The organism is Kribbella jejuensis, from assembly GCF_006715085.1.
Lineage (GTDB): Bacteria > Actinomycetota > Actinomycetes > Propionibacteriales > Kribbellaceae > Kribbella > Kribbella jejuensis.
In genome coordinates this window covers 1,378,522-1,394,932 of record NZ_VFMM01000001.1, presented here as the reverse complement: position 1 = coordinate 1,394,932, position 16,411 = coordinate 1,378,522, and the positions used below count along the sequence as shown (strand labels likewise).

Here is a 16,411-nt window from a genome sequence, read left to right as displayed (position 1 = left end):
ACGGTCAGCGAACCGGTCTTGACGATCGCCCGCGTAATCGTCGGATCGTCCCCACCCTGACTGCCCGTTGCGCCCGCGGAGTTCCCTTGTCCTGCTGTTCCCGCCGGCTTCCCCACCGCAGGTGCCTGCGGCTGCGCAGCCGTCTCCCCAGAGTCCTGCTTGGCCGCCCCACTGCTCTCATGCCCCTTACCCGAGGCCCCACACCCGGCAAGCCCCAAAACCCCCACAGCGACCACCACACCAGCAACCGCCCTGATCCGCCCCATCACCCAGCCCCTCTCTAGTGGTTACCGCCCTAGGACGGCCCACCAGCCCCCGGATGTTGCACCCCCACATCACCATCAGAAAACGTCCGCCCCCGATCCACCTCGTCGAACCCCTACGAACCGACCTCCGTGCCTCGCCCCGATCCGATGCACGGCAAACCGCAGGCCCCGCGCCCCCGCTACCTCATCAGAAACATCCCGGCGGCCGAGGCGGAGCTCCCGCGCCCGCTGCTTCATCGGAAAGATCCCGGCAGCCGAGGCGGAGCCCCCGCGCCCGCTGCCGCATCAGAAAGATCCCGGCAGCCGAGCCGGAGGCCCCACGCCCCGCTGCCGCATCAGAAACATCCCGGCAGCCGAGGCGGAGGTCCCGCGCCCGCTGCCGCGTCAGAAGGATCCCGGCAGCCGAGGCGGAGGTCCCGCGCCCGCTGCCGCGTCAGAAGGATCCCGGCAGCCGAGGCGGAGGTCCCACGCCCCGCTGCCGCGTCAGAAAGATCCCGGCAGCCGAAACGGAGCCCAGCCGCCCGCTGCCTCATCAGAAAACGTTCCGGCAGCCGAGGTGGAACGCGCGTGTCTGCTGCCTCATCAGAAGACGTTCCGGCAGCCGAGGCGGAGCCCCCGCGCCCGCTGCCTCGTCAGAAAGATCCCGGCAGCCGAAACGGAGCCCAGCCGCCCGCTGCCTCATCAGAAAACGTTCCGGCAGCCGAGGTGGAACGCGCGTGTCTGCTGACCTCATCAGAAGACGTTCGGGCAGCCGAGGTGGAACCCCCGCGCCCGCTGCCTCATCAGAAACTATTTCCAGAGCCGAGGCGGAGGCACCGCGCCCGCTACCTCGTCAGCAACTATTCCCACAGCCGGTGCGGAGGCCCCCGGCGCCCGCTACCTCACCGAGAACGTTCCACAGCCGAGGCGGAGGCCCCGCGCCCGCTGCCTCATCAGAAACATTCCGGCAGCCGACGCGAGGCCTCCGCGCCCGCTACCTCCGAGCCGTCGCCTTCTTAACCACAGCCTTCTTCGCGGTCGCCTTCTTGGCTACGGCCTTGCCGGCGGTTGCCTTCTTGGCCACGACCTTGCTGGCGGGTGCCTTCTTTGCCGGCGCCTTCACTGCCACCTTCTTCGCCGTAGCTTTCTTGCTCACCGCGCTCTTGGCCGGAGCCTTCTTGGCGGTGGCTGTCTTGGCGGGCGCCTTCTTGGCCGTCACGGTCTTGGCGGGCGCCTTCCTAACCGCAGCGGTCTGCGCAGGTGCCTTCTTGGCGGTGGTGGCCTTGGCAGCTGCCTTCTTAGCCGTGGCTGTCTTGGCGGGCGCCTTCTTAGCCGTGGCTGTCTTGGCGGGCGCCTTCTTAGCCGTCACGGTCTTGTTGGCGGTTGCCTTCTTAACCGTGGCGATCTTCGCGGGTGCCTTCTTGGCGGTGGTGGCCTTGGCCGGAGCCTTCTTAGCCGTCGTGCTCTTGCTTGCGCCACCGCTAGCCGCAGCCTTCTTCGCGACCGCGCTCTTAGCGGTTGTGCTCTTGGCGGGTGCCTTCTTAGCGGTGGCGGCCTTAGCCGGTGCCTTCTCAGCCGTCGTGCTCTTGGCAGTTGCCTTCTTGACCGCGGCGGTCTTCGCCGGTGCCTTCTTGGCGGTGGTGGCCTTGGTCGGAGCCTTCTGAGCCGTGGTGCTCTTGGCAGCTGCCTTCTTGGCCGTGGTGGCCCCGGCGGCTGCCTTCTTTGCCGTCGTGGCCTTGGCCGGAGCCTTCTTGGTCGTGGTGCTCTTGGCCGGAGTGCTCTTGCTTGCAGCGCTCTTGCTCGCGGGGCTCTTCGCCGTAGTGGTCTTGGCGGGAGCCTTCTTGGCAGTCGCGGTCTTGGCTGCAGTGCTCTTGGTAGCCGTGCTCTTGCGAGCCTGCTTCACCGGAGCGTCCGCCTCCGGCTCAACAGCAGCAGCCTTCCGAGTACGCGACTGCTTGGCCGGCGCCACCTCAGCCGTGTCAGTGGCAGGTGCCGTGTCGGCGGGTGCCTCGGGGGCGGAGCTGGTTGCTTGGGGCGTCTTGCGGGTGCGGGTGCGCTTGGCCGGGCGGTCGGCAGTCGACGGCGTCGGCTCAGCTGCGGGTGTGCTCGGCTGACCCGCGGGAGTGCTCGCCTCAGGTGCAGCAGTGGCTGGCTGTGCGGCCTGTGCTGCCTGGCCCGTGGGCGGCTCAGTGGTACGTGTGGCCGCCGCGGAGGCCGGGGTAGTCACCTCAGGAGCCGGGGCGGTCACCTGGGAGTCTTGCGCGGTCCGCTTGGCAGCCGGTGCGGTCGGCTCGGCCGACTGGGTGGTCGGTTCCGTGGCGCTGGTGCTCGGCGTCGTCGACTGTGCGGACGTCGTCGGCTGTGCGGACGTCGTGGTGGTGCCCGTGTCCGGGTCCGAGACTTGTGCGCCCGGCTCGCTGGTAGCGGGGGATGCGCCGCTCGGCTCGCCGGTCCGGTTGGGTGCGTCGGTCGGCTCGCCGGTTCGCGTGCGTGTGCCGCTCGGCTCGCCGATTCGCGTGTGTGTGCCGCTCGGCTTGCCGGTTCGCGTGGGTGCGCCGTTCGGCTCGGCGGTCCGCGTGGATGCACCGGTCGCCTTGCCGGTCCCCGTGGGCGCGCCGCTTGGCTCGGCGGTCCGCGTGGGTGCGTCGGTCGGGTCGCCGGTCGGCGTGGACGCGTCGGTCGGCTGGAGGGTTGGTTGGGCGCTGCCGGGTTTGCGGTTGCGGTTGCGCTTGCGTTTGCGGGGCTTGCGGGCCTGGTCCTCGGTGGTGTCGGAGACGACCGCGGTTACCTCGGTGTTGGTGGTTACGTCCGCGAGTTCCTCGACCGGCTGGCCGGCGCGGGTGCGCTTTCGGGTGCGGTTGCGCTTGCGGTTGCGGCCCGAACGTTCGCCGTCGCGCTCGAAGCGGCCGTCCCGCTCGGAACGGTCCGCGCGGTCCGAACGACCATCCCGCTCGGAACGCTCGGTCCGGTCAGCGCGGTCGGTGCGGTCGGAGTTGCGGTCCGAGCGGTCGGTGCGGTCGTGGCGGCCGCGGGAGTCGCGTGCTTCGCGGGTTTCGTGCGGGTCGCGGGCGGCGCGGATGCGGCCCTTGGCCTCGGACGGGATGCCGAGGTCGTGGTACAGCTCCGGCGACGTGGAGTAGATCTCCTGCGGGTCCTCGTACGGCAGGTCGAGGGCCTTGTTGATCACCTTCCACCGGGTCAGGTCCGGCCAGTCGACGAAGGTGACGGCGATACCGCTCGCCCCCGCGCGCCCGGTGCGGCCGATCCGGTGGATGTAGGCCTTCTCGTCTTCGGGGCAGGTGTTGTTGATGACGTGCGTGACACCCTCGACGTCGATCCCGCGGGCGGCGACGTCGGTACAGATCAGTACGTCGACTTTGTCGCCGCGGAACCGGGTCAGCGCCCGCTCGCGCGCCTGCTGGTTCAGGTCGCCGTGGATCGCGGCCGCCTTGAACCCGCGGTCCTGCAGGTCGTCGGTGAGCCGGGACGCCTCGCGCTTGGTGCGGCAGAAGATCATCACCCGGCCGCGGTCCTCGGCCTGCAGGATCCGGGCCACGACCTCGGGCTTGTCGAGATCGTGGGCGCGGTAAACGAACTGGGCCGTGGTCGGCACCATCTGGGTGTCCTCGTGCGACTCCGCGCGGATGTTCAGCGGGTGCCGCATGTGGGTGCGCGCCAGGCCGATCACGGCCGACGGCATCGTTGCCGAGAACAACATCGTCTGCCGGAGCTCGGGCGTCTTGCGGAGGATCCGCTCGACGTCGGGCAGGAAGCCCAGGTCGAGCATCTCGTCGGCCTCGTCGAGGACCAGCACCTTGATGTGGCCGAGGTCGAGGACACCGCGATCGGCCAGGTCCAGCAGGCGTCCCGGCGTACCGACGACGACGTCGACGCCTTTCTTCAGGGCGTCCAGCTGCGGGTCGTACGCGACGCCGCCGTAGATGGTCAGGATCCGCACGTTGCGGACGGTGGAGGCGGTCTGGAGGTCCTTGGCGACCTGGATCGTCAGCTCCCGGGTGGGAGTGACGACGAGCGCCTGGGGCTTGCCGGGGGCGACCTCGGCGTAGTCGGGCTCGTGCGGCGCGATCGTGCGCTGCAGCAACGGGATGCCGAAGCCGAGGGTCTTGCCGGTACCGGTACGGGCCTGGCCGATCAGATCGGTGCCCATCAGGGCCACCGGGAGGGTCATCTCCTGGATCGGGAAGGGTTCGACGATGCCGACGCGGTCGAGTGCGTCGCAGATCTCGGGGAGTACCCCGAGCTCTCGGAAGGTGGTCAGGCTGATCGCCTCTCACATGCTTGTGCGGACAGATGCTCTGTGGCCGGGCGCCTGGGGCCGGACAGCCCCGTCGTGAGGCGCGGGGACACTGTGCAAGCACCTCGCACCAGCTTGCCCATGTGGGCGCGTCACCGGCGAATCGCCCACCAGTGTAACCGCACGAGCTGTCAACGCCGTCCGGTGTGGCATGCGCCACCACGCGGAAGTCCCCGGGGCAACCCCTCTCCTGCGCAATTTTCTGTTCGCTGCTTTTGCACACCCTGTCGCGCCAGGCCCGATAGGGTGCCGGGCATGGAGCAGACGGCCTTTGATGATCCCGCCTACCGGGCCGCGGCGGTGGATCTGCTGGGGGTGCTCGCGTACGGCGAGCTGACCGCTTTCGAACGGATGGCCGAGGACGCGAAACTCGCGCCGACGCTGGACGACAAGGCGGAGCTGGCGGCGCTGGCGACCACCGAGTTCGGCCACTTCCAGCGGCTCCGCGACCGGCTGGTCGAGCTCGGCGTGGACCCGATGGAGGCGATGCGGCCGTTCGTCACGCCGCTGGACGCGTTTCACGACCACACCGCACCGTCGGACTGGCTCGAGGGGCTGGTGAAGGCGTACGTCGGGGACGGCCTGGCGAACGACTTCTACCGGGAGATCTCGTCGTTCGTGGACGCGGAGACGCGGGCGCTGGTGCTCGAGGTGTTCGCGGAGTCCGGGCAGGCCGAGTTCGTGGTGGACCGGGTCCGGGCCGCGATCGAGGAGGACCCGAAGCTCGGCGGCCGGCTGGCGCTCTGGGGCCGGCGGCTGGTCGGCGAGGCGCTCAGCCAGGCGCAGCGGATCGCCGCCGACCGTGACTCGCTGGCCGCGCTGCTGGCGGGCAGTGTCGACCGCCCCGGGCTGGACCTGGCCGCGATCGGCCGGATGTTCACCCGCCTGACCGAAGCACACACGGCCCGGATGACCGCCCTCGGCCTCCAAGCCTGAACCCCGACAAAAGGGCCTGAGCTCGGACAAAGGCGACAGACAGGGCAACGGCCGCCCTCCCCGCAGTGGGGTGGCGGCCGTTTGGTGGTGCTGCCTGCGTCAGGCTCGGGCTTTGCTGCTGTTCCGAGCCGAGATGATGGCGACGACGATCGCGGCACAGACGATCTGGATCAGGTACTGGATCCAGTCCGGGCCAGGCGTGTCCTTGACTCCGAGAAGCTTTGCGATCAGACCACCGATGAAGGCGCCGATGCCGCCGCCGAGGATGGTCCAGCCGAGGCTGATGTTCTGCTTGCCGGGGAGCACCAGCCGGGCCAGCGGCCCGAAGATGATGCCCGCGATGAGGCTGACGATGAGCATCCAGACCCAGTACACGGTTCCTCCTTGTGAGGGATGGCTGACCTGCGCCTGCCCGGTGCCCCGTAGCAACCAGACCAATCGGCGGCAGGTCTACCGCCATCGTGCCCGCTGAGCCGTCGCCTGCAACCCGGACACGCGCGACTGTGTCCGGAACGCGATCAGATTGCGCCGAAGCCGACCTTGCGGGTCGAGACCTCGCCGATCTCGACGTAGGCCAGCCGGTCGGCGGGGACCAGCACCTTCCGGCCCTTGTCGTCGGTCAGCTGGAGCAGACCGGTCTTCCCGCTGAGCGCGTCCGCGACCAGCTGCTGGACCTCTTCCGGGCTCTGGTCGCTCTCCAGAACCAACTCACGATTGGCGTGCTGTACGCCGATCTTGACCTCCACGAAACCCTCCGGGCACGCTCCGACCGGCGGCTCTCGCCGGTGACGCTTCGAGCCTATCCGCTACCGATCGCCGACCCGCACCCGTCCGCCGAGAGCAGAACCTTCAGCCGTCGGTACGGGGGAAGCCGCGGATGCCGCGCCACGCCAGCGAGGCGACCAGGTCGGCGGCCTGCTCCTGGGGGAGCGACGGGTTTCCGGCGCCGAGCCAGTACCGCGCGCTGACCTGTGCCATGCCGACCAGGCTGACCGCGAGCACCATCGACTGGTCGCGGCTCAGGCCGGCGTCGGCGCTGATCACCTCGGAGACGGCCTCGGCGCAGGCGTGCGTGACCCGGTCGACCCGTTCCCGGACGGCCGGCTCGTTGGTCAGGTCGGACTCGAACACCAGCCGGAACGCACCCTGCGCGTTCGCCACGTAGTCGTAGAACGCGTGCATGGTGGCCGCGACCCGGAGCTTGTTGTCCTCGGTCGACTTCAGCGCGTCCTGCACGGAGGCGACGATCGCGTCGCAGGACGTGTCGAGCAGCGCCAGGTACAGCTCGAGCTTGCCGGGGAAGTGCTGGTAGAGGACCGGCTTCGACACACCGGCCCGGTCGGCGATGTCGTCCATCGCGGCGGCGTGGTACCCGTTCGCGACGAAGACTTCCTGGGCCGCCTCGAGCAGTTGTGCGCGACGCGCCAGCCGGGGCAGGCGGCTGCCGCGCTTGGGTGCGGTCTCCGGGGTCGTCGACACGTCGGGCTCCTTCGATGGTGCTCTCCGGCGGCGGTCGGCCGTCAGGTCGTTCCACGAATCCTACCCAGCAGTCCTCCCGGCCAGTAGCTTCCCCGCCGGGCGAGGTTCCATCGTGGTAGACCGAAGGCGTTCCAACGTCGTAACGATCCGGTCGCTCAGCGGTACCCGTCCTCGTCGTCGGTGCCGTCGAGGCCGCGGCGCTGCTCCTCGACGTCCGCGGGATCGGCCTCGGCCGGCAGCGGTTCGGCATCGGACCGGTCGTCCACGACGGTCGAGGCCTGACGTTGCTCGAGTACATCCGCCTCGGGCGCGTCGTCGGGCAGGTTCTCGAAGTCGCCCGGGCCCTCGTAGTCGGTCTCGCTGGTCATCCGGTTCTCCTTTCGATCAGCTCTGCGGTAGTGGTTGCGGGTCGTCGTACAGTTCCCCGAGTACGTCGCCGTACTCCTCGATCCGGGCGAGTACGTCGTGCGGAAGGAACGTGAGGTCCTCCGGTGCGGTCGCGGAGGCCACCTCGTCCCAGTCGATCGGCGTGGAGACCCGCGGTTCCTCGGCGCCGCGTAGTGAGTACGGCGCGAGCGTGGTCTTCGCGCTGGCGTTCTGGCTCCAGTCGATGAAGACCTTGCCCGGGCGCAGCGCCTTCGTCATGTTGGCGGTCACACTCTCAGGCAGGGCCTCCGCCAGCTGCTCCGCGAGCAGTTTCGCGAACGCACTGGTCGCTTTGGACGACGCGGGCTCGATGGGTACGTACAGGTGCATGCCCTTGTTGCCAGAGGTCTTCGGCCAGCCCTCCAGGCCGAAGTGGTGCAGCAGCTGTCTCAGGGCGAGCGCCACGTCGCAGCACTCGACAATGCTTGCTCCCGGTCCTGGATCCAGGTCGAAGACGATCAGGTCGGCCTGCGGGTCCCTGCCCTGGTCGGACAGGCCGATGCGCCACTGCGGGACGTGCAGCTCGAGCGCGGCCAGGTTCGCCAGCCACACCACGGTCTGTACGTCGTCGCAGACCACGAAGCTCATCTCGTCGCGGCCCGTCGAGCTACCGGGCGTGGGCAGCGTCTCGGTGCGCACCCAGCTCGGCGTACCGCGGGGAGCGTTCTTCTCGAAGAAGAACGACGCGTTCGTGCCGTCCGGCCAGCGCTTGCGGGTCAGCGGCCGGTCGGACAGATGCGGCAGCAGCACGTCCGCCACCTGGTGGTAGTACTCGATCACCTCGGCCTTGGTGAACCCGGTCTGTGGGTACAGCACCTTGCCGAGGTTGGTGAGCTTCATCGTCTGCCCATCGACCTCGGTCGTCAGCTGCTGCTGCGCACCCGCCATAGCTCCCAGTCTCCATCAGCAGACGGATCTAACATGGGTCCTGTGGATAGTTACGCGTCAGTAACTGGGGATGGCGTGCCCGTGGAGCTCAAGCGGTGGCCGGAGCGGCGGGTGCCGGTCGCGGGGGTCCAGCTGCTGGTCAGGGACCTGCCCGGCGCGAAGCAGGACCTGCCGCCTGCTCTGTTCGTACACGGGCTGGGCGGGTCGTCGCTGAACTGGACCGCGCTCGGCTACCTGCTCAACGACACGATCCGGGGCATCGCGCCCGACCTCCCAGGTTTCGGTCGTACGCCGCTGTCCGGGATGACCGGGATCTCCGAGCAGGCCGCAGTACTGGTAGAGCTGCTGGAGCGCGAGTACGACGAACCCGTGCACGTGTTCGGTAACTCGATGGGTGGCGCGGCGTCGGTGGCGCTGGCCGCGCAGCGTCCGGATCTCGTGGCGTCGCTGACGCTCGTGTCGCCGGCGCTGCCGCATCCACGGGTCTCTGCCAGCGCACTGTGGTTCACCGCGCTGGCCACGCCCCGTCTCGGTCGTGCCGTACTGGAACGCACGTACCGCATGCCGTTCGAGCAGCGGTTCGAGGCGTCGCTGGCGATGGTGTTCGGGGATCCGCGGGCGCTGGCGCCGGAGGTACGCGCGGCGTACGAGGAAGAACTGCGCCGGCGCGACACCGACCCGTGGGGCCGGCAGGCGACTCTCGACGGTGCCCGGAGCATCCTGCGTTCGTCACTGGCCAGACCGCGCCGTTCGTTGTGGGCGGATGCCGCCACGATCGAGTGCCCGGTGCTGCTGATCTACGGCGGCAAGGATCGTCTCGTGGACGCACGGATCCGTACCAAGGCACAGCGCACCTTCCCGAACGCACACCTGCTCTACCTGCCGCAGTCCGGCCACGTCGCGCAGATGGAACACCCGGAACAAGTGGCCCGCGCGTTCCGCCAGCTGATCGCCTGATCGAGTCGATTCCGACGCTCCACTGAGACACGATCGAGCGGCGCGTCGGGTCAACTTGGGCGCGTGATTGGCAGAACCGCCCGAAATCTGTCCGTGGGGATCGCCGTACTGCTGGGGGTGGGGTCGCTGCCGGCGACCGCCGCGCCGCCAGTTGTTGCTCAAAGCAACCAGTGGGACGTGCGTCCGCTCGCAGTGGGCTACCAACTGACCCTGCACCTCGACGCGCCCGCACCGATGCGCGCGTCCCTTCCGCTGTTGGAGGTCGACGGAAATCCCTTAGGAGTCGCGAAGCAGTCCGCGGACCGCAAGTCATTGACCCTGGTCACCACTGACCCGGTTGTCGTCAACGCGCACGACGTACGGCTGGTGTGGTCCGGGGACCTCGGTAAAGAGTCCAGCAAGAGCCGGAGCATCACTGCGGCCACCGGCTCCACAGACGCCGACTGGTTGAAGGCGCGGCGTGGTCCGTTGCTCCCGTCGGACCCTGGCGTGCTCGGCAAGTACAAGGTGGACACAGCCGAGTACAACCTCGGTGACGAGGCCGTGTACCTGCCTGGTCTCGCGCACAGGTCCGAGCTGCGCGGCAAGGTCTACTCGCCGCATGGTGCGATTGGCCCGCGACCTGTGATCGTCTTCCTGCACGGCCGGCACGAGGTTTGCGACGGCGAGCCCACTCATCCCGCAGACGACCAGAAGCCGTGGCCGTGCCCGCCGGGCATGAAGCCGATCCCCAGCTACCGCGGATACGACGGTCCCGCCACAGCGCTGGCCAGCAACGGGTACGAGGTCGTGTCGATCAGCGCGAACGCCGTCAACGCCTGGGACAGCGACGCGTACGACGCGGGCGCCCAAGCGCGGGCCGAGCTCATCCTGGACCACCTGGCCCTGTGGCGTCGGTGGTCCACGGTCGGGGGTGGACCGTTCGGCAACCGCTTTGTCGGCAAGCTGAACCTGCAGGACGTCGGCCTGATGGGCCACTCCCGCGGCGGCGAGGGCGTCGCAAGGGCGGCACAGCTGAACGCTGACCGCGGCGGCCAGTTCGGCATCCGCGCAGTACTACCTCTCGCTCCTACCGACTTCGCGCGGTCCACCGTTCCCGGCGTCGCGATGAGCGTCGTACTTCCGTACTGCGACGGTGACGTGTCCGATCTCGAAGGCCAACTGTTCTACGACGACACCAGGTACGCCGTTGGCGGTGACACCGCGCCCCGCTCGACCGTGCTGGTGATGGGTGCCAACCACAACTTCTTCAACACCGAGTGGACGCCAGGGCAGTCCACCGCGCCGTCCAACGACGACTGGGCCGGTGACGAGAAGGCGTCGCCCTGCGGTTCCAAGTCCGCGGGGAGGCTGACGGCGAAGCAGCAGCAAGCCGTGGGTACGGCGTACATCGCGGGCTTCTTCCGCTTGCAGCTGGGGCACGAGACGCAGTTCCTGCCGCAGTTCGACGGTTCTGACTCACGGGCCGCGTCGGCCGGGAAGGCCGTCGTACGTGTGACCTCCCAGGCACCGTTGGCGTCGCGGGAGGATCTGACCCACTTCGACAAGGCCCTGCCTCGTGGAGCGGTCAGCGGGAAGGTCACAGCGACGGTGTGCGCCGGTGTGACCAATACTGCGGTCAGGGCTGCTCTACCGACCTGCATGACCACGGACGACTGGGCTAACGCACCTCACTGGACCACGGCGTGGTTTGCGTCCAAGACACCGACCACCGCGGTCACCAAGATCAAGTGGAGCGGTACTGACGGGGTAGTGCGCGTCACGGTCCCCGCGTGGCAGCGTGACGTACGTCGCTTCGCCGCGCTCACCTTCCGCGCCGCACCGGACCCGGCCGGCACCCCGAAGACCGACCTGACCGTCCGTATCGTCGACGGGCACGGCAGAGCGGCCGCCGTACCGGTGTCAGCCGTCAGCGACGCGCTCGTACGGATGCCTGGCGCCAACGACAGCGGTCTGCCCAAGAACCTCCTACGGACAGTACGGATCCATGTGGCGTCGCTGAAGGGCGTGGATCTCAGCGACGTACGCAGTGTGGAGCTGAGGACGGACAGGGTCGCCAAGGGCTCGGCGTACGTGAGTGATCTGGCCTTCTCGTCGCCCGGGGTCGGGCTGTCCGCGCCTGCCGTTCTGCTGCCCAAGCTGTCCGCGTCGAACGTCACCGTGAAGGAGGGGGACAAGGGCACGCACACCGTGGACTTCTGGGTCCGCCTGTCACGGCCCAGCATCCGTCCGGTCAGCGTGTACGCGGAGACGAACGGGGACCTCGGTACGTCGGTGGGCGACGTCGCGCGGCACCTGGTGTTCAAGCCGGGGCAGGTACGCCAGAAGGTGACCGTACCGATCGTCGGGAACACGCGGGACAGCTACGACCTGCCGTTCAGTCTGGTGCTGTCAGTGCCGCACGACGCGCTGCTGGACCAGTCCTTCGGGCACGGGCTCGTCAAAGACGACGACCCGACGCCGAAACTGATCCTCGGCAACGTGAAGACCGTGGAGAAGAACGGGGTGGTCAACTTCCCGGTGAAGCTGTCCGCGCCGAGCGACAAGTACGTCACGTTCGCCGGCGTACTCAAGGACGGTACAGCGGTAATCCGGAAGGACTACCGGAGCGTGAACGACGACGGGACGGGTCCGGCGGTCCGGGCCATCGACGGGTACGTCGAGGCCGGTAAGACCGCCGGTGAGCTCCAGGTACGGATCCTCGACGACAGGCTCAAGGAGCCCACCGAGACGTTCAGCGCGGTGATCACCACGGTCGACGGCGCCGTACTGAAGGTGCCGAAGACGCTCACCGTCACGATCACCGACAACGACTGAGACACGGGTACCGAGATGTGGACTCTGTCGGAGGCGCTTGAAAGAGTGCGGGAACATGGAGGCGGGACAGATGGTTGAAAACCAGCAGACCCCGTCCGATGTCTTCCTGAGGAGCCGACACGTGTCTTTGCCACCGCTGGTCGAACCGGCCGACGAGCTCACGATCGACGAGGTGCGGCGCTATTCGCGGCACCTGATCATCCCCGAGGTCGGGATGGCCGGACAGAAGCGGCTGAAGAACGCCAAGGTGCTGGTGATCGGCGCCGGCGGCCTCGGCAGCCCGGCGCTGCTCTACCTGGCCGCCGCCGGTGTCGGCACCCTCGGCATCGTCGAGTTCGACACCGTCGACGAGTCCAACCTGCAGCGCCAGGTCATCCACGGCCAGTCCGACGTGGGCAAGTCCAAGGCGCAGTCGGCCAAGGAGTCGATCCTCGAGGTCAACCCGTACACGAACGTCGTCCTGCACGAGACCCGGCTGGACAACGACAACGTGTTCGAGATCTTCGAGCCGTACGACCTGATCGTCGACGGCACCGACAACTTCGCCACCCGGTACCTGGTCAACGACGCCGCGGTGCTGCTGCACAAGCCGTACGTGTGGGGTTCGATCTTCCGCTTCGACGGCCAGGTCAGCGTGTTCTGGGCGGACAACGGCCCGTGCTACCGCTGCCTGTACCCGGAGCCCCCGCCGCCCGGCATGGTTCCGTCCTGCGCCGAGGGCGGTGTCCTCGGCGTGCTCTGCGCGTCGGTCGGCGCCGCGCAGGTCACCGAGGCGATCAAACTGCTCACCGGCATCGGCGACCCGTCGCTGGGCCGGCTGAACATCTACGAGGCGCTCGACCTCAACTGGCGTTCGCTGAAGGTCCGCAAGGACCCGAACTGCGCCATCTGCGGCGAGAACCCGACCGTCACCGAGCTGATCGACTACGAGAGCTTCTGCGGCGCGCTCACCGAGGAGGCGGCCGACGCGGCCGTCGGCTCGACGATCTCGGTCAAGCAGCTCAGCGAGTGGATCAAGCTCAAGGACAACGGCGAGAAGGACTTCGTCCTGATCGACGTCCGGGAGCCGAACGAGTACGAGATCAACCAGATCCCGGGCTCGGTGCTCATCCCGAAGGCGGACTTCCAGACCGGCGTGGCGCTGGAGAAGCTGCCGCAGGACAAGCAGTTGGTCTTCCACTGCAAGACCGGCGTCCGCTCCGCCGAGGTCCTCGCCATCGCCAAGGGCGCCGGCTTCTCCGACGCCGTCCACGTCGGCGGCGGCGTGGTGGCCTGGGTCGACCAGATCGACCCGAGCCAACCTTCTTACTAGAAGGGCATCCTGCACGACGTGATCGCCTCAGTGGCTGCCGGGTCACCGGTGACCGCTGGGGCGTCGTCGCGTCCGGACAGCGTCCGCATGTAACCGACGACGTCCACCGCGGCGCGACCCACCGGCTCGCCCCTCCCGAGCTGGTAGGTCCCGCCTCCAGCCCCCGTGAGCTCCACCTCGACCGCGGGCCGCTCGCCCCACCACGGCCCGTCGATCACGTCGTACATCACCTGTGCGACGAGCTCCGCGGCGTACGGCCCGGCGTCGAACGGGCGGCCCAGCGCCTGGCAGACGTCGTCGCGGTGCATCCACAGGTCCCGCGCGAGCAGGACGTCGTGGACGTACCCGAGATTCATCCGGAACCCGTTCACCGTCATGGACATCCGCCGCAGCACCGCCGGCTCCGTCGAGATCCGCCGCGTCGCCTTCCCCCACACGCCGTCGAATTCGGTCCGCAGTCGCTCCGGCGGCGTACCGCGGTGCTCGTCGGCCTGCACCATCATGTGCGCGTCGATCCGCAGTACGCCGGGATAGACCCGCTTGGCCTTGCGGTACCGGCGCGGGAACGACAGCGGCCGGTTCACGTCCTCCGCCTGCCCGATCAGGTGGCCGGCGATGTCCGCGACGTCCCACTCGTCGCAGACCGTCCGGCGCTGCCATTCGTCCCCCTCGATCGACGCGAGCAGCTCGTGCCACGCCTGGAGCTCGGCGTCCCGGTGGACCCGGCACCGTGCCCGGTCGGGCCGCCCGATCTGCTCCGCGAGTACTGCGGTCATCTCATCCCCCTGCTGGTGCGTAGTGCTGATAGAACATCTCGAGTACGACGGGGAGCAGGCGGCTGAACCGCCCCTCTTCGAACGGCACGTCCGGCTCGTTCGCGATCTGCTGCGACAGGACTCCTGACGTCAGCGACGTGAACAGCGCGACCCCCTCGTCGCTCGCCGCGTCCGGACGCAGCCGGCCGGCGTCGACCGCGTCCTGCAGAGCGCCGCGCAGGTCTGCCAGGGCTTCCTGTGCCGGTGCGAACGCCTCCGGGCTCGGCTCGAACCCCGGGATCGTCCGCCAGAACAGCAGCTGCGAGTAGACCGGGTTTCGCAGGCACCACCGGGCGAACGCGGTGGCGCCGATCAGGTGCACCTCGATCACGTCGTCGGTCGTCGCGGCAGCGATCGCCTCTCGTTGCACGGCCAGGACCTGCTCGGCACCGCGCTGGAAGAGTGCGTCGTAGATCGCCATCTTCGACGGGAAGTACTGGTACAACGACGGCGGCTGCATCCCGAGCCGCCGGGCCACCGCGGACAGGCTGAGCGCCGCGACACCCTCGCTGCCCATCAGTTCGATGGCGACGTCCAGGATCTCGCCGATCGTCTCCTGACGACGGCGGGTCCGACGGTCCGGTGTAGCGGCGGTGCTCATACCATGAGGAAAACCTAACGGCATTAGGGATGTCAATACCTCGTAGATTGTCCTCGGCAGCGCGTACTGTCTGAAGGCATGTGCAGAAACATCACAGTGCTCCGGGGACTCGAGCCGTCCGCGACCTCCGAGGAGATCTACGCGGCGGCATTGCAGTACGTCCGCAAGGTCACCGGCGTCGGCTCGCTGAGCGCGACCACGCGCGGCCCGATCGAACGCGCCGCCACCGAGGTCGCGCGCATCACCGAGCAACTTCTCGAGGAGATGCCGGCCCGCCGCACGCCACCCCAGACCGTCCCACCGCTGCGCCGTCCCGAAGTCCGCGCCCGCCTCGGCCTCGACTGAGCACCTTCCCGGAGTAGGGTCAGCCGGGGAAACGGTTGGCTCAAGGGAGGGCGTACATGCGGTTCGCGATCAAGACCAGGCCGGAGCACACCACCTGGCAGCAGCTGCGGGACGTGTGGGTCGCGGCGGATCAGTTCGAGATCTTCGAGTCCGCGTGGCACTGGGATCACTTCTATCCGCTCACCGGCGACATGCAGGGCCCGAACTTGGAGGCCTGGACGACGCTCGCGGCGCTCGCGGAGGCGACGTCGCGGATCCGGCTCGGCTGCCAGGTGACCGGGATGATCTACCGGCATCCGGCCGTGCTCGCGAACATGGCCGCGACCACCGACATCATCTCGGGCGGGCGGCTCGAGCTCGGCATCGGCGCGGGCTGGAACGAGATGGAGACCGCGGCGTACGGCATCGAACTGTACGGGCTGAAGGAGCGCTTCGACCGCTTCGACGAGGGCACGCAGGCGATGATCCTGCTGCTCACCGAGAAGGTCGCGAACTTCGACGGCAAGTACATCAAGCTCACCGACGCCTACTGCAACCCCAAGGCGGTCCAGACGCCGCACCCACCGATCACGATCGGCGGCAAGGGCCCGAACCGGACGCTTCGCGCCGTCGCCAAGTGGGCGCAGCAGTGGAACGTGATCGTCCCGAACCCACAGGAGTGGAAGGCGCTCAAGGACGTCCTCGTGCAGCGTTGCGAGGAGGTCGGTCGTGACGTCGGCGAGATCACGTGCTCGGTGAACGTCCGGATGGACCCGGACAGCCCGCTCGACAAGGCGGTCGCCGAGGCCGCAGCATACGGCGAGGCCGGCGTCGACCTGGTGATCATGAACCTGCCGCTGGACGCGCCGCCGTCGGTCCTCGAACCGCTCGCGAAAGCACTCGCGCCACTCGCCTAGATTCGTCTCCGTGGACAGGGAGGAGTACGTCGAGGCGGTACTGCAGGCCGTGGAGTCGATCCCGGAGGGCAGCGTCGCGACGTACGGGGACATCGCCGAGTACGTCGGTCAGGGCGGACCGCGGCAGGTCGGCGCGATCATGCGCGAGTACGGCGCGAGTGTGCCGTGGTGGCGGGTGATCCGCGCGTCCGGCGTACCGGCCGACGAGGTCGGTGACGAGCAACTGCACCGGCTCCGGTCCGACGGTGTCCGGATCACGAACGGGCGCGTCAATCTGCGCGAGGCGCGCTGGCATCCGGAGGTCTGAAAGCGTCCGGTTTTCGACGATTTACAGGGTTTGCGGGGTGGGCCGCGAGTTTTGTCGGTGGCGTCTGTTGAG

The 16,411-nt window shown here is 68.6% G+C and carries 14 protein-coding genes and 1 pseudogene; 7 read left to right on the top strand and 8 right to left on the bottom strand.

Translation table 11 applies throughout. From position 1 onward, the window contains the following. Positions 1–3,183: 3,183 nt before the first annotated feature. Positions 3,184–4,434, bottom strand: a pseudogene (locus FB475_RS06710) (DEAD/DEAH box helicase); the annotation flags it as partial. 381 nt (positions 4,435–4,815) lie between these two features. On the opposite strand from FB475_RS06710, the gene FB475_RS06700 reads away from it, so the two are divergent. Further along, positions 4,816–5,496 carry a ferritin-like fold-containing protein gene (locus FB475_RS06700; RefSeq protein ID WP_141853529.1) on the top strand — a complete coding sequence of 227 codons (681 nt, stop codon included), beginning with the start codon at positions 4,816–4,818 and terminating at the stop codon, positions 5,494–5,496. A 99-nt stretch (positions 5,497–5,595) separates the two neighbouring features. Here the strand turns inward: FB475_RS06700 and FB475_RS06695 are convergent, their stop codons facing one another. From FB475_RS06695 to ligD, 5 genes are all read right to left on the bottom strand, one after another. Further along, positions 5,596–5,871 (bottom strand): GlsB/YeaQ/YmgE family stress response membrane protein, encoded by a 276-nt coding sequence (locus tag FB475_RS06695; protein WP_185759116.1) that lies wholly within the window; start codon positions 5,869–5,871, stop codon positions 5,596–5,598. Positions 5,872–6,014: 143 nt separating this feature from the next. Then, on the bottom strand, positions 6,015–6,242 hold the full coding sequence (locus tag FB475_RS06690) for a DUF3107 domain-containing protein (protein ID WP_141853527.1): 228 nt from the start codon (positions 6,240–6,242) through the stop codon (positions 6,015–6,017). A gap of 103 nt (positions 6,243–6,345) precedes the next feature. Then, on the bottom strand, positions 6,346–6,975 hold the full coding sequence (locus FB475_RS06685) for a TetR/AcrR family transcriptional regulator (RefSeq protein ID WP_141853525.1): 630 nt from the start codon (positions 6,973–6,975) through the stop codon (positions 6,346–6,348). Positions 6,976–7,130: 155 nt separating this feature from the next. Next, positions 7,131–7,343 (bottom strand): hypothetical protein, encoded by a 213-nt coding sequence (locus FB475_RS06680; RefSeq protein ID WP_141853523.1) that lies wholly within the window; start codon positions 7,341–7,343, stop codon positions 7,131–7,133. Positions 7,344–7,359: 16 nt separating this feature from the next. Next, positions 7,360–8,289 carry a non-homologous end-joining DNA ligase gene (ligD, locus tag FB475_RS06675; RefSeq protein ID WP_141853521.1) on the bottom strand — a complete coding sequence of 310 codons (930 nt, stop codon included), beginning with the start codon at positions 8,287–8,289 and terminating at the stop codon, positions 7,360–7,362. A gap of 81 nt (positions 8,290–8,370) precedes the next feature. Here ligD and FB475_RS06670 point away from each other — a divergent pair, with 81 nt between their 5' ends. The 3 genes from FB475_RS06670 to moeZ all read left to right on the top strand — a co-directional run bounded on the left by FB475_RS06670 (position 8,371) and on the right by moeZ (position 13,375). Beyond that, positions 8,371–9,246: an alpha/beta fold hydrolase gene (locus FB475_RS06670; protein ID WP_238331997.1), complete on the top strand. Its 876-nt coding sequence runs from the start codon at positions 8,371–8,373 to the stop codon at positions 9,244–9,246. 63 nt (positions 9,247–9,309) lie between these two features. Further along, the gene (locus tag FB475_RS06665; protein WP_141853517.1) at positions 9,310–12,063 is read left to right on the top strand and encodes a Calx-beta domain-containing protein; all 2,754 of its coding nucleotides are present in this window, start codon (positions 9,310–9,312) and stop codon (positions 12,061–12,063) included. Positions 12,064–12,184: 121 nt separating this feature from the next. Next, positions 12,185–13,375: an adenylyltransferase/sulfurtransferase MoeZ gene (moeZ, locus tag FB475_RS06660; RefSeq protein ID WP_141853515.1), complete on the top strand. Its 1,191-nt coding sequence runs from the start codon at positions 12,185–12,187 to the stop codon at positions 13,373–13,375. On the opposite strand, the gene FB475_RS06655 is transcribed toward moeZ, so the two are convergent. Both FB475_RS06655 and FB475_RS06650 read right to left on the bottom strand, forming a co-directional pair. Beyond that, on the bottom strand, positions 13,372–14,151 hold the full coding sequence (locus FB475_RS06655) for a maleylpyruvate isomerase family mycothiol-dependent enzyme (RefSeq protein WP_141853513.1): 780 nt from the start codon (positions 14,149–14,151) through the stop codon (positions 13,372–13,374). The two genes, moeZ and FB475_RS06655, sit on opposite strands and share 4 nt — an antisense overlap. A gap of 1 nt (position 14,152) precedes the next feature. Further along, the gene (locus FB475_RS06650; protein WP_185759114.1) at positions 14,153–14,791 is read right to left on the bottom strand and encodes a TetR/AcrR family transcriptional regulator; all 639 of its coding nucleotides are present in this window, start codon (positions 14,789–14,791) and stop codon (positions 14,153–14,155) included. A 78-nt stretch (positions 14,792–14,869) separates the two neighbouring features. Between FB475_RS06650 and FB475_RS06645 the strand changes: the two genes are divergently transcribed. The 3 genes from FB475_RS06645 to FB475_RS06635 are packed head-to-tail and all read left to right on the top strand — an operon-like array spanning position 14,870 to position 16,339. Then, positions 14,870–15,136 carry a DUF2277 domain-containing protein gene (locus tag FB475_RS06645; RefSeq protein ID WP_130439916.1) on the top strand — a complete coding sequence of 89 codons (267 nt, stop codon included), beginning with the start codon at positions 14,870–14,872 and terminating at the stop codon, positions 15,134–15,136. A 56-nt stretch (positions 15,137–15,192) separates the two neighbouring features. Further along, on the top strand, positions 15,193–16,032 hold the full coding sequence (locus FB475_RS06640; RefSeq protein WP_141853509.1) for a TIGR03560 family F420-dependent LLM class oxidoreductase: 840 nt from the start codon (positions 15,193–15,195) through the stop codon (positions 16,030–16,032). 10 nt (positions 16,033–16,042) lie between these two features. Further along, entirely contained in the window at positions 16,043–16,339 is a 297-nt protein-coding gene (locus FB475_RS06635; protein WP_141853507.1) for an MGMT family protein, read from the top strand. Positions 16,340–16,411 lie beyond the last annotated feature (72 nt).

Coding starts and splice junctions, on each gene's coding strand:
- FB475_RS06700 (WP_141853529.1), top strand. CDS start 4,816: ATGGAGCAGACGGCCTTTGATGATCCCGCCTACCGGGCCGCGGCGGTG.
- FB475_RS06680 (WP_141853523.1), bottom strand. CDS start 7,343: ATGACCAGCGAGACCGACTACGAGGGCCCGGGCGACTTCGAGAACCTG.
- ligD (WP_141853521.1), bottom strand. CDS start 8,289: ATGGCGGGTGCGCAGCAGCAGCTGACGACCGAGGTCGATGGGCAGACG.
- FB475_RS06655 (WP_141853513.1), bottom strand. CDS start 14,151: ATGACCGCAGTACTCGCGGAGCAGATCGGGCGGCCCGACCGGGCACGG.
- FB475_RS06650 (WP_185759114.1), bottom strand. CDS start 14,791: ATGAGCACCGCCGCTACACCGGACCGTCGGACCCGCCGTCGTCAGGAG.
- FB475_RS06645 (WP_130439916.1), top strand. CDS start 14,870: ATGTGCAGAAACATCACAGTGCTCCGGGGACTCGAGCCGTCCGCGACC.
- FB475_RS06640 (WP_141853509.1), top strand. CDS start 15,193: ATGCGGTTCGCGATCAAGACCAGGCCGGAGCACACCACCTGGCAGCAG.